Annotated in this window: 14 protein-coding genes and 1 pseudogene; 9 read left to right on the top strand and 6 right to left on the bottom strand. The window is 66.8% G+C overall.

What is annotated here, in order from left to right; translation table 11 throughout:
• Positions 1-721 precede the first annotated feature (721 nt).
• Positions 722-1,024 (top strand): hypothetical protein, encoded by a 303-nt coding sequence (locus AB1578_16955; protein MEW6489591.1) that lies wholly within the window; start codon positions 722-724, stop codon positions 1,022-1,024.
• Between the two features lie 52 nt (positions 1,025-1,076).
• On the opposite strand, the gene AB1578_16950 is transcribed toward AB1578_16955, so the two are convergent.
• Complete coding sequence (locus tag AB1578_16950) at positions 1,077-1,349, bottom strand: HU family DNA-binding protein (GenBank protein ID MEW6489590.1); 273 nt, start codon at positions 1,347-1,349, stop codon at positions 1,077-1,079.
• Positions 1,350-1,533: 184 nt separating this feature from the next.
• On the opposite strand from AB1578_16950, the gene AB1578_16945 reads away from it, so the two are divergent.
• The 5 genes from AB1578_16945 to AB1578_16925 are packed head-to-tail and all read left to right on the top strand — an operon-like array spanning position 1,534 to position 8,146.
• Entirely contained in the window at positions 1,534-2,082 is a 549-nt protein-coding gene (locus AB1578_16945; protein MEW6489589.1) for a S26 family signal peptidase, read from the top strand.
• A gap of 16 nt (positions 2,083-2,098) precedes the next feature.
• Positions 2,099-2,989 carry a conjugal transfer protein TraF gene (locus AB1578_16940; GenBank protein ID MEW6489588.1) on the top strand — a complete coding sequence of 297 codons (891 nt, stop codon included), beginning with the start codon at positions 2,099-2,101 and terminating at the stop codon, positions 2,987-2,989.
• A 37-nt stretch (positions 2,990-3,026) separates the two neighbouring features.
• Positions 3,027-4,478 carry a conjugal transfer protein TraH gene (locus tag AB1578_16935; protein ID MEW6489587.1) on the top strand — a complete coding sequence of 484 codons (1,452 nt, stop codon included), beginning with the start codon at positions 3,027-3,029 and terminating at the stop codon, positions 4,476-4,478.
• A gap of 8 nt (positions 4,479-4,486) precedes the next feature.
• Positions 4,487-7,714, top strand: a complete 3,228-nt coding sequence (locus AB1578_16930) for a conjugal transfer protein TraG N-terminal domain-containing protein (GenBank protein ID MEW6489586.1) — start codon at positions 4,487-4,489, stop codon at positions 7,712-7,714.
• Positions 7,715-7,732: 18 nt separating this feature from the next.
• Complete coding sequence (locus tag AB1578_16925) at positions 7,733-8,146, top strand: hypothetical protein (protein ID MEW6489585.1); 414 nt, start codon at positions 7,733-7,735, stop codon at positions 8,144-8,146.
• Between the two features lie 9 nt (positions 8,147-8,155).
• Here AB1578_16925 and AB1578_16920 read toward each other — a convergent pair whose 3' ends face one another.
• The 5 genes and pseudogenes from AB1578_16920 to AB1578_16900 all read right to left on the bottom strand — a co-directional run bounded on the left by AB1578_16920 (position 8,156) and on the right by AB1578_16900 (position 10,117).
• Positions 8,156-8,404 carry a hypothetical protein gene (locus tag AB1578_16920; protein ID MEW6489584.1) on the bottom strand — a complete coding sequence of 83 codons (249 nt, stop codon included), beginning with the start codon at positions 8,402-8,404 and terminating at the stop codon, positions 8,156-8,158.
• An 81-nt stretch (positions 8,405-8,485) separates the two neighbouring features.
• Positions 8,486-8,611 (bottom strand): annotated as a pseudogene (locus AB1578_16915) (type II toxin-antitoxin system RelE/ParE family toxin).
• 100 nt (positions 8,612-8,711) lie between these two features.
• Positions 8,712-9,020 carry a hypothetical protein gene (locus AB1578_16910; GenBank protein MEW6489583.1) on the bottom strand — a complete coding sequence of 103 codons (309 nt, stop codon included), beginning with the start codon at positions 9,018-9,020 and terminating at the stop codon, positions 8,712-8,714.
• Positions 9,021-9,085: 65 nt separating this feature from the next.
• Positions 9,086-9,772, bottom strand: a complete 687-nt coding sequence (locus AB1578_16905; protein ID MEW6489582.1) for a hypothetical protein — start codon at positions 9,770-9,772, stop codon at positions 9,086-9,088.
• 171 nt (positions 9,773-9,943) lie between these two features.
• The gene (locus AB1578_16900; GenBank protein MEW6489581.1) at positions 9,944-10,117 is read right to left on the bottom strand and encodes a hypothetical protein; all 174 of its coding nucleotides are present in this window, start codon (positions 10,115-10,117) and stop codon (positions 9,944-9,946) included.
• Positions 10,118-10,381: 264 nt separating this feature from the next.
• On the opposite strand from AB1578_16900, the gene AB1578_16895 reads away from it, so the two are divergent.
• The 3 genes from AB1578_16895 (at position 10,382) to AB1578_16885 (ending at position 12,002) form a co-directional block, all read left to right on the top strand.
• On the top strand, positions 10,382-10,729 hold the full coding sequence (locus AB1578_16895; GenBank protein MEW6489580.1) for a helix-turn-helix transcriptional regulator: 348 nt from the start codon (positions 10,382-10,384) through the stop codon (positions 10,727-10,729).
• A 5-nt stretch (positions 10,730-10,734) separates the two neighbouring features.
• Positions 10,735-11,556 carry an ImmA/IrrE family metallo-endopeptidase gene (locus AB1578_16890; GenBank protein ID MEW6489579.1) on the top strand — a complete coding sequence of 274 codons (822 nt, stop codon included), beginning with the start codon at positions 10,735-10,737 and terminating at the stop codon, positions 11,554-11,556.
• A 101-nt stretch (positions 11,557-11,657) separates the two neighbouring features.
• Positions 11,658-12,002, top strand: coding sequence for a DUF4365 domain-containing protein (locus AB1578_16885; protein ID MEW6489578.1), 345 nt, complete (start codon positions 11,658-11,660; stop codon positions 12,000-12,002).
• Positions 12,003-12,125: the final 123 nt, after the last annotated feature.

The following is a 12,125-nucleotide window of genomic DNA, read 5'->3' as shown; positions in this document are numbered from 1 at the left end:
CCCCCCACGTTGCGGGGCCACCCGGCTGCCCCCCCCCCCCCCCCCCCGCGGGGGGGGGGGGGGGGGGGGGCCCCCCCCCCCCCCCCGTGAACGCTTACCCCGGTCGAACTTCCGTAGGTCCTTCGACTCAATCCCAGGTCTGATAAGAACAAGAAGCGAAATAGCAGCGCGTTGAAAATCCCGCCCAGATAACGAGGACAGACGCTCCACAATCGTCTTCCGTGCACGACCACTGCCCCACGATGCTCGAGGCCAGGAAGGGGTTACCAGATCTAGAGCTTCCGTCTTCGCATGAAGGACAGTCTGACTCTGCATCGGGACACTTCTCCAGATCGCTCTTGATCACCCAAGTGCACGTCTATCTCGATTTGCCTAGTTCGCCGCCCATAATCCTTGAGCATCCTGCAAGAAGTCGATTCGGCGCACGACGGACACAAGATATAGTGGCTGCCAAGTCATGCAGGACACAACATGTTGTGTGTGCCTCCCAGAAAGATGACTTTTTTCAGGACGGTCAATCCTTCGGAGGCAAAGACGATGAACCAGTTTCCCGTCTCAGTATGGACGGGCATGGAGGGCCGGCTACGCCTACGAGGACCGGCGGTGCCGGCTTCTCAAGGCGGCCGCGGAGATCCGCCTGCGCGGCGGGCTACCCCTCGCCGACTGCCTCTACATCCCGCCGCTCTACCGACCCGCGCTGAAGGAAGAAACCAACCACGTGTTGGAGGATTTCCTGGCGCAACTGGAGCCCCAAGACGGGCACGCGCCGTACGGGTTCTTCCTGGGTGCGCCGGCCGAGATTCACGAGGGGCGCGGCTGCGGTCGAGCGATCCGACTGGCCCACACGTACCGGCTACTCTGGGTCTCGGAGGCCCTCGGCCGGCACCTTCCCGCTTACCGAAAGAGCGGGCAGTCTCCAGAGGTGCGCCGGCGGATTTCCGTCCTCGCCCAGGCGAGCTGCGAAGGGGAAAGCGGGTGGCTCAAGGCGCGCGATGTCGCCGTCCTGCCGGCATCGAACGCATGAGCCGGATCGACACCGGTGGGGACGCCGCCCTCGGAAACCTGTCCGGAGTCCTCTACTTCACCCGGTTCGCGAGCTTCGATCCCGGTTTGAACTTCACGGCCCTTTTGGCCGGAATGCGCAGCTTTTCGCCGGTGTTGGGGTTGCGGCCTTTTCTGGCCTCACGCTGGGTCACGCTGAACGTGCCGAAGCCGGCCAGCGCGACCTTCTCCCCGGCGGCCAGTGCCGCCCCGATGGCATCCAACGCTCCGCCCAGGGCCTTCTCGGCCGTGGTCCGATTGACCCCGGCCTCGTCCGCGACCCTGCTCACCAGGTCCGCCTTGTTCATGGTGTCCTCCTTGAGACTGGAAGTTCAGAGCCAGACTCCGTGCCTTCTACAGCATGGCTCGGGCGTCGGCAAGTACTCTCGCGTCGCTCCTCAACAGCGGTCCGTAGGGGGCTCCGTGTTCCAGCTCGCACGAAATGAAAAGTGAGGGGACGGGTTTTCCACTACTACTCGGAGGAGGGGCTCGATGGTTCGTCCCGGTGGGAAGTCAACCCGAGACGACAGGTCGCGGCTTGCGCCTCCGGCGGCCTCCCGGAAGTCTAAACGGCGGCTCGCCCAGGCCCTAGCCCTCGGGGTCCTGGGCCTGCCCGTCGTCCTCTGGCTGCCGCCTCGCCTCTGCGTGACGACCACCGACTCCCTGCGTTCGCGGGTCTTCTTCTTGCGGGATCGCGGTATTGCCGGGGAGATCGGCCGTGGCGACTACGTGCGCTTCGAGCGGGTCCACCCGTGGGCTGGCACTAGCGAGCCGGTGAGCCTGCTCAAGGAGGTTGGCTGCGGGCCGGGGGACGAGCTTCGCGTCTACGCGACGGGGGACGTCTACTGCAACGGCGACTACTTGGGCTGGGCGTTGGCCGAGGACTCGGAGGGGAACCCGCTGCCGTTGTTCCGGTTCGACGGGGTCATCCCGGAGGGGAAGCTCTTCGTGGTGGGCCATCACCCGCGGAGTTGGGACTCGCGGTACTTCGGCTTCGTGGACGTGGAGGAGGTGCTGAACCGTGCGTACCCGCTCTTTTGATCGGAGATCGCGGGCCTTGGGGCTGCTTCTCCTTTCCACCCTTGGAGCCCAGGACGGCCGCTGCCAGGAGAAGCCGGGCGAGCCCTCCTACTACGAGACCCGCCAACAGGGGTGGTTCTGGTACCAAGACCCCGCGGAGCAACGTGACCCACTGGAAACGCTACCCCCCGAGGCCTCAGCCCCGTCGTCCCTGGACGCTTACTCGCCCGACGAGCTCTGGACCCTCCACCCGGACGAGTTCCGGATCCTCCTGGACACGGTCTTCAAGGGAGCCCTCCAGCAACCAACCGAGGAGAATGTCCTGGCGTACAAGCGGCTGGAGACCGTCGCTCGACTCCGGGCAGCCCGGTTCGCGAGCGTCGCGTCGCTGGTGAGCCTCAAGCACCCCGAGGTCTCCACCCTCCGGGACGCGCCGAGCGTGAACCCGGGGATGCGGGCCCGGCGGCAGGTGGAGGGGGCCGAGATCGACGGGACCCTGTCCGGAGCCCGGGAGGACTTCGCGCTCCTCTACTTCACCTCGCCGGGCTGCCCCTTCTGCATCGAACAGGACGGTATCCTCCGCTACTTCACCGCGAAACACGGCTGGGAGATCAAGAGGATCGACGTCGGCATTGACCCCCGGACGGCGGAGTTCTTCCGCGTCTCCACCACGCCGACCCTGGTCCTCATCCAGCGAGGCTCCGACGCGGCGCTCCCCGTCGGGGTGGGCGTGGTCGGGCTCTCCACCCTCGAGCGAAACATCTTCCGGGGGGTCCGGCTCCTGACGGGTACGGTCACCGAGGAAGACCTCTGGCTCTACGACTACCAGCGGGGCGGCGGCTTCGACCCCGCTGCGGTTTCCGGCAGCGGAGCCCCAGGACTTCGTTCCGGAACCCCGAGCCGCCCAGTCAGCCTGCCGACTCGTTGACGAGTGGGCCCGGGTAGCCCCGCTCCAGGAGCATGCCATGCGTTCGAGATTGCTGGTGCCCGTCCTTCTCTCCGTCGGCCTCGCCGGCTTGCCCACTCCGGGTCCGTGCGGCTGGGTCGACGACTGGCTCACCTCGCGGATCGAGTCCTCCCCGGGCTACTTCGCCGGGCAGACCCGCGGCTACTACACCGTGGGTTCCTTCTCGGCCCGGTGGCCGAGCACGGCGGACTACCCGGTGACCGTGGAGCTCCCCCGGTTCCGGGTGGGCTGCGGGGGGATCGACGTCTTCATGGGCGGGTTCTCCTTCCTGGACTTCGACTACCTGGTCACGAAACTCCAGAACATCCTCTCCTCGGCGCCTGCCGCAGCCTTCGACCTGGCGCTCCAGGCCCTGAGCCCTCAGGCGGCTCAAACCGTGAAAGACCTGGAGGCCCTGGCCGATCGGCTGAACGCCATCCAACTCGACGACTGCAAGACCGCCCAGACGCTCGTCACGGTGGGAAGCGAGGCCCTCCAGGGCCACGAGCGGGGGGTCACCAACGCGGTCCAGCAGTACCTGACCGAGAGCGGCATGGCGGACTTCTACCAGAAGACCAAGGAGGTGATCGCCGACGGGAGCGGCCGGATGAGCGGCGGCGCGCCGGAAACCGACGCCGCGGTCGCGGGCATCCAGGAGGGCTGCCCGGACGCGCTGAAGGAGATCCTCCGGGACGGCTCGGTGCTCGAGGTCCTCGGGGTGGACGGCCTGGGGTTGAACTCGGACTTCGTGGCCCTGGTGCGCGGCTTCGTGGGGGACATCCAGGTCCGGGGCGCCGGAGGAGGCTACCTCGTCTCGGCCGAGCCCCCCTGCCCCCAGAACGACGGGCGACGGCTGGACGCCGTGGTGGAGGGTGCCGCCTGGCAGATGAACCATACGTTTGTCTGTTCAGCCATCACCGACGCCAACGCCAACCTCCGGGACTACGTTCACGCCCAGATGCAGGACGTGGCCGACGCGATCCGGGTGAAGGCGCCCCTCACCGCCGGCCAGCAGGCCTTCGTGAACCAGTCTCCCCTGCCGCTCCTCCACGTCCTCAAGGCAGCCGTTGGCACGGGTCAGGAGGCGCCGGTGATCGCGAGCCTCGCCGACCTCGCGGCCAAGGCCTACGCCCTCCAGCTCCTGGTCGACCTCTACCGCCGGGGGGAGATCATCCTCGACACGGTCACCGAGCTCCTCGAGAAGCAGCGGGGCCCGGTGGCCGGGGAGCCGCCCCACCGCTGCGCGATCCAGTTCGTGAGCGAGCGGGTGGCCGGGGACATCGACCTCCTGCGCCGGCGCATCCGGGACCAGTACGAGGGCCTCCAGCGCTCCTACGCCGCCGCGGCCCAGGAACTCGAGGCCATCTACCGGGTGGTGGAGCACCTGCGGGGCATGGAGGACCAGCTCCGGGGAGAGGCCTCCTCCCGCGTGGGCCAGGCCACCGAGGCCCGGACCGAATCGCCGAGGTGAGGGTCCCCGTGCACTCCCGGTCGGTCCTTCCGTTCTTCGCGGCCCTCCTGGGGCTTGGGCTCCTTGCCGACACGGCGCTCGCCGTGGACCTGGAGTACTACACCTACAACGGGTTCGAGGCGGTGACCCTGGCCTTTCGCCGGATCGCGCTGATCTTCGGCGCCCGTGACTTCACGAAGCTCTTCGCCATCGTCTGCGGGGCGGGGATCGTCTTCGCCGGGGTGGCCCACTACGCCCGGGCCTTCGTGGGCTTCCAAGCCTCTCCCTTTGCCTGGGCGGGCCCGATCCTGGTCGGGGTGGCGCTCTACCTGGGGCTCTTCGCCTCCACGGGGTCGCTTACGGTCTACGACCCGGTGAAGAACCGGTTCGACCGGATCGATGGGATTCCGGACGCGATCGTCCTCACGGCCGGGGCGCTGAACAAGGTCGAGCGTATCCTGGTGGACGTGGTGGACGCCACCGCACCGGCCGGGGTGGGCTACAAGGACGGGGCCGGGGGGCTCGGGTTCTACGGGGTGCAGGAGACCCTCCAGCGCGGGGTGAAGGACACCTACCTCACCCAGAACCTCGGGGAGTACGTGGAGAAGTGCCTCTCCTTCGAGCTCGTCCGCCCCGGGACCACCCTTCGGATCGAGGACCTGGTCAACAACACCACGGACTTCCTCCCCCAGCTGGCCGAGGCGGCGAGCCCCTCGGTCTACTGCCTCCACTTCGACGCCGCGACCCCCAACGGCACGGCGCTCACCTGCGCCGACGCGTGGGCAGAGCTCCGGGCCTGGTTCGCCGATGTGGGGAACTACGCCGAGGACATCCGCCGGGCCGCGGCCAACGCGGGCTTCGATCCGACGAGCGCGGCCGAGCTCGCGCGGTACCGGTCCCTGGTGACGAACACCCTGGCGGAGTACGCGGCGCTCGCGGGGATCACCCCGGAGCGGGTCTCCCAGCAGGGCACCATCGCCCGGCAGCTCTTCGAGTTCGTGAAGGAGGGGGCGCCCTCGGTGGCGGTCTCGATCCAGGCGAACAAGAACCTCGGGAGCTCCCTCTTCGGGGTCGGGGTCGTGGCCAACGAATGGATCCCGGTGGTGCGCGCCGTGACGACCTCGGTGGCGGTGGGGATGCTTCCGTTCCTGGCGCTCTTCCTTCCATCGCCCTTCTTCAAGCGGGTGCTCTCGCTCTTCCTCGGGCTCTTCGTCTTCCTTGCCGCCTGGGGCGTGACCGACGCCGTAGCCCACAGCTTCGCCCTGGAGTACGCCGACCAGTACTTCGAGATGGTCCGCCAGAGCGGGCTCGGCCTCGCCACCTGGCTCAACTTCCCGGACGTCACCACCAAGACGCTCGCCCTCTACGGCCTGATCCGCATGACCGGGGCGGTGCTCGCCTCGGTAATCGCGAGCACCCTCGTCGGCTTCGGCGGCCACGCCCTGGCGACCCTGGCCTCCCACCTGACCCAGCCGGTCCAGCACCAGGGGGCCTCGGCCGGCCAGGCGGCCGTCACCCCGGAGGGCCGGGCCCACACCCTGGACACCGTGGGGCACGCCGCCGTGGCAAGCCGGGCCTGGGACAACGGTGGCAAGCACACCTTTACCAACGTCGTGGGCTCCGGGGTCAACGCGCGCTTCTCCACCCTGGGCTCCAACCTGGGCTTCGACGGGCCCGAGGACGCCTTCGCGACCTCCTTCACTGGGACCCGCATGCACGCGGGAACCGTGGCGGGACGGGCCGCCGGCTTCGGGAACACGGGGTACGAAGCCCGCGTCGGGAGCCGGCATGTCGCCCGGGGTTCCACCATCGAGGGCGTGGCCCACCACGAGGCCCGGGACGTGGAGGGATCCCTTCATGGCGGGCGGGTGGAGTTGGAGCGCTCGGGCGCAACGATCAGCGCGGCCCGGCTGGGCGGGGAGATCCGAGGCGTGCAGGCGGCCGGGGGACCGGACCGGTATCGGGACGCGAAGGCCAAGGGCGCGGCCTCGTCCACTGCCCATGAGGGCACCCTAGGCCTCACGCCCGAGGACGCGGCCGACCGGGCCCGCCGGAAGGGAAAGACCGCCTACGAGAGCGACGGGGCCGACTTCGCCTGGCGGGACAGCCGGGACGTGTCCGACCGGGAGTTCGGGCGACGGACCGGGCGGCTGGCGGCCCAGCGCGCCTTCTACGGTGCCCGGGCCGTGCCGCGAACCGCGGGGGAACTAGGGCTCACCGACGACGAGTTCGTGGAGCGCAGCGCGGCGGCCGGGGTCGCCCGGCAGGTCGGCGACGCCCTAACCCATAGAAAGTGGGGCAGCGAGCGGATCGCCGCCGCCCAGTTCTTCGGCGGCCAGCACGAGATCGTCCGGGAGGGGGAGAAGCGGGCCATGGCCGGGCGGCTCGGGGTCCCCCTGGAAGAGCTCCAGGCCATGGGCTACCGGCTCGGGCACGGCGCCCTGACGCCGGAGATGGCCGACGCCTTCAACCGGATGCTCGGTGCCCAGGGCCGACGCCAGCGCGTGGCCGCCGGCGAGAGCGCGAGCTGGGTCCTCGACCGGAACTACGAGCTCGCCTTCCTGGAGACGACCCGCGGCGTGACGACCTCGGAGGTGGACGTCGCCCGCACCCGGAAGGGCTCGGACCACGTGGAAGGGGACCACTTCCGGATCGGCGACTCGGCCCGCGTGGGGGACGAGTTCGTGAAGGGCGACGTCCTCCAGGAGGGGGACCGCACAGAGATCGGCGACTTCCGCCGGGAGCAGGACTACCGGGAGGTCACCGACCTCGACGGCCACCGGGTCGAGTACCGCCACCCGCGGACCGGTGACGTCATGGCCGGGCACCGGGAGCGGGTCCTCACCGAGACCACCGGAGACCCGCTGGCCGGCGTCACCACCATCCAGAGGACCCCCATCACCCAGTTCGAGCTCTTCCGCCAGAGCCGAAGCGGCGCCGTCTCCGACGACTTCGACAACCGGCACACCTTCCACGCGGGCGTGACCCACGAGGGGTCGCTCACGATGGGAAACGTCGACCGTTGGTTGGGAAGGGACGCGGCCACGTTCCTATCGATCGGGGACAAGTCCTTGGACGAGGCTCTGGGCCTGATGGGGAAGATCACATTGGGAGGACGTCTGGGCCCGCAGCGAGGAAGCCGCTTTCTCGGTCGCTCCCCGGCCTCCATCGGCGGCGGTTCACCGGGTGCACCTTCGCTCAGTCCGGCCGACCTGCCGATCCGAGGCGGCCTACCCCCCGGTCTCGGCGGGCCCTGATCCGGAGAGGAGACTACGATGAGCGCCAAACGGTCCGACCGCGAGCCGTGTCTTCAACTCGCGCACAACGCGCTTCTCGTGGAGACCGGGCTCCAGGTCTTCGTGAGCGGCGACCCGGAGGCCTTCCGGAGGGAATACCGGAAGCTTCAGGAGGACGACATCGAGATCTACGTCTTTCCTCCCGGGAGCTGCTACTACCTGGGCGTGAAGGACAACCTGGTCATCGAGATCCCGGAGGACGCCTTCGGCCACCTCGTTTCGAGCGGGACCGTGATCGTCTGCGTCGACGATCCCGGCGCTTACCTCATGACCCACGCCTTCACCCTCCACCTCCCGAAAGACAAGCTCTTGGAGGCGAAAGGGGCATACGCCGCCCACTCCGACGGGTTCGGACCGCGCAGGAGCACGCCGGAGACGGCAGAGCAGGCCTGAGGCTGGGGCTCATCCCCGCCTGTGCCAGATGTTGCCTTCCCAGTGCTTCCAGACGGGGTGGCTCACCATGTCAAGGGAGTCGTCGTGGTAGGGACATCGCCGAGTGTGCTCCACGAAGACGGACCAGAGGAGCAACGCAGCGATCACGGCGAACCAGACCCCTCCCACGGGACCCACGAAGTAGAAACCGGCTCCAACGATGCCCGCGATCACTCCGAAGAGCGCCGCCTTAAGGGCTCGTTCAGTCTTTCGGTTCATCATCGCCTTCCCTCTTTCCCTCTCGGCGGAGACAACCTCACTTGGCGACTGAGTATACCTCGGTCGTGTGAAAGGAGCAGTTCAACCCGATGGCTCCTTAGGAAGTTGCGCGCCGTGACACACCGCCACGATCCAGACGGTCTCACCTTCGGCCCGGTAGAAGAACCGGTACGGTGAGACGATCACCTCACGATACGGCAGGTCCGCCCTGCTGGGCGTCTTCCGTCGAGGTGACGGCCAGAGTCAACCTCCGGTCGGGCTCGTCTCGCGATGCGGAGTCGGATAGCGGCGCATCGTGGGGCTCGCCCTAGACGAGGATCCTCGCCAGGGACTCTACCCGTTTGGCGATCCTCACCGCGGCCCCTCCCAACTCCTCGATCCGAGACTTCAGCGTCGCCTGGCTGAGATTCGTATCCCGGGCCTCCGTGACCACGGCGACCAGCGCGTCATAGGCCTCCTTCTCGGACACCTTCGGGGTGATCCGCTCAAGGTCCGCAAACGCGAGGCCAGTGAGCCGCCGGATCGCCTCCTCATGCTGCACGTCGAAGGCCTCCTCGCCCTTCTTCAGGTCCCCGCGAAGGTCTTTGCGCCACTTGTCGATATCGATCTTGCTCATGGGATGCTCCTCTGGGCTCGTGTCCAGTACGATGCTCGAACCTTCTGGTAGCCAACGACGGGCGCTCAGCGAGCGATCTCCTTCACCCGCCCCACGACCTCCTCGATCTTTCGGCCCGCGTCGTCCAGTGTCTCCTCGCCCTTCCTAGCCTTGTCCACGATCTTCGCTAAGTCCTCAGAGGCTCCCGCAATCCGCTCACTCACCGTCAGGCGCAACCCCTCCAGGTTTGCCTTCCGTAGGAGTTCGTCCTGTGTGTCCTGGATCTGGACTACCGAGGCGAGGTGCCCGGTGACGATGGAGTTCGCGTAGTGGATGCGCCCGTAGCCCTCGTCGATCGAGGCCAGGAGGTCCCGCTCCTGCTCCTCCAAGGGCGCCAGGAGCTTTCGCCGATAACCCTCGACGTTGGCCCGCAGTTCTTCCAGGTAAACCTGGAACACCGCGACCATGGTCTTCTGGGCCTCCCCCGTCGGGTCGGGGCGGCTTCCCTCCTCAATGGCCTGGACCAGGAGCCCCTTGTGCTTGGCGAGCGTCTGCTCGATCTGGGCCGGGGCGAAGACGTCGTCCACGAAGGCGTTCACGTCGCCCTTCATCCTGGCGAAGAGGAGCGCTGCCAGCTCCCGGTGTGCGCGGTGCATCTCGGCCACGTCCCGGCCCACCGTCGCGGAGAGCGTAACCGTCTGCCGCGGCACCTGGGCGCAGGCCGCCACGAGCACGACCGCGATCAAGCCCCACCGAACTATGGATCTCTTCACGATGGCGTCTCCTTTCCTGGGTGAGCCGCGTTCGGTCAACCCGCCGTTGTCAGCAACGCTTTCCCGGGTGCCCGGACCGGGACCACACGGTCGAGCCGCCGGCGCGGCCGAGAGTTGGCGTCTGAAGAGGGGGAACCCGCCCGAGGGGCGAGACGGGTTCCCGGGCCGCGCCTACTTCTCCTTGCGGACGCCCTTGAACGGCGTCCCGTCGGCCTTCTGGTCCATGAAACGCCCGGTCTCGGCGTCACGCTTCACCCAACGGTCGGTCTGCGGGTTATACACCTGCGAACGGGCACGCACTGAGCCGTTACGGTGGCCGTCGTCAGTGGGGGGATTCGTCGCCATGCGCATCACCTCCTTTCCTCAGAGAATCGGTCCAGCAAGCCCCTCGTCTGCCTCTTTCGACTCGGCGTCCTCCGGTAGCCGCGTCCCCGCGGGATCCAATGACGGGGACCCTCGCGTGACAGGTGACGTCCCAGCATAGGGGAGGTGGTCCTGGGAAGCCTCTTATGTATTGCAGACAATGACGACTTCGTATATACGTTCTCCCAAGAAACGCCCCTTCCGGGGCATATACTATTTCGTATTGTAAAATCATACGGATTCGTCATGCGCAAGTCAAGCGCCTTTCCGGCGAAGCTCCGCGCCGCCCGTGAGGCCCGGGGATTGAGTCAAGCCGAGCTGGCGGAAAAGACGGGCCTTCAACCCTCCGCGGTGTCTCACTTCGAGACCGAGCGGCGATCACCCTCGTTCGACAACCTCAAGCGGTTGGCCGATGCCCTCACGGTAAGCACGGACTACCTGCTCGGCCGTGTCGACGAGATGACCGGCACGGGGCCGAGAGCCGAGCAGATCTTCCGCCACATCGGGGAGATGTCTGAGTCCGACCAAGCGGCTCTCGAAGAGATGGCAGCCATCCTGGCGAAGAAGAGCAAGGAACGTAAGGCAAAGGAGTAGACGAGATGGGGGGTGACTGGCTACGCATTCGGGTCGCACAGAAACTCGCCGAGGATCTGCTGGCGGAGTGGGGGTGGGACAGCCTGCCCGTCGATCCCTTCTCGATCGCGGCCAAGCACGACATCGTGATCGAACCGAAACCGTCGCCGGAGCCCGGGTCCTCCGGGTTCTTGATGCGGGTGGGCGACGTGTTCGGCATCATGTACGCGAACCACGTGAACAATGATGGATACCGCCGGTTCACGGTTGCCCACGAACTCGGTCACTACTTCCTTCCCGGACACCCCGACAAGCTCTTTCCGCACGGCGATGGACTCCACCAATCGCGGAGCGGCTTTGTCTCTCGCGACCCGACTGAGATCGACGCCGACTACTTCGCGGCGAGCCTCCTCATGCCCACAGGGCTCTTTAGGGCGGCCATGCGGAGCGCTGGAGAAGGTCTTCCCGCCATAGAGGCCCTTGCGAGTTTGTGCCGGACTTCGCTCACTGCGACTGCGATTCGGTACGCTCAGAAGTGGGACGACGCGGTGGCTGTGATCGTGAGCGAAGGCGACCGGGTCTCCTATTGCTTCCTCTCAGAGGACTTCCGCGCTTTGGTCGGCAGGGAGTGGCTCGCACCGGGGACACTCCTGCCCAGGGACACCCGCACCTATCACTTCAATTGCGATCCGGCGAACGTTCGCGAGAGTCGTCGCGCCGAAGATGGGACCACCCTGTGGCATTGGTTCGGCAAGGGGCGTATGGAGTTGAACGAGGACGTCGTTGGGCTTGGCACCTACGGGAGGACCCTGACCATGCTCTTTCCCGACAGTGGCCAGGAGGACTGACTGAGTGCCTTGGGGTGTCAACGAGACGCCAAGACCAGTAAGGAGGGGGCAGACCACAGCCGGCAGTCGTCACTGGTCCTCTTACTGGAAGGAGAGGCCGGATGGGGAAGACGGTACCAAAATCCAAGTTCACGGAGTGGAAGGGCCTCGACCGCATCGCGATCGTCATCCACGAGAAGCAACGACACATCTGGCGCGAACTGACCAAGGACGACTTCGGCATCGACGGGGAGATCGAATTCGTCGAACCGAAGCCCGACGGCACCGGCTACCACACAGTAGGCTCGATCGTCAAAGTCCAGTCGAAGTCGGGCAAGAGCTACGTTGTAGAGGACTCGCCCGACGCGTTCTCCAGCCCCGTCCTGAAGGATGACCTCGAACTGTGGGCCAATTCCTCCTTTCCCACCTTGTACATTGTTTACCACCCGACAGACGACGAGCTTTAGGGCTTATCCCCAAATAGGGAGAGCTTTCCGCCAGGCAATGAAGGAGCAAGCAAGGTGCACCAAGGCCAAGTAGCTGAGGTCGGTCTTCTCAAATCGGACCAGGATCTTGCGGAATCGGTTCAT

This window comes from Thermodesulfobacteriota bacterium, assembly GCA_040756475.1.
In the GTDB taxonomy this organism is placed as follows: Bacteria; Desulfobacterota; Deferrisomatia; order Deferrisomatales; family JACRMM01; genus JBFLZB01.
The sequence above is the reverse complement of the archived record's forward strand: the minus strand, read 5'-3'. Positions and strand labels throughout refer to the sequence as shown.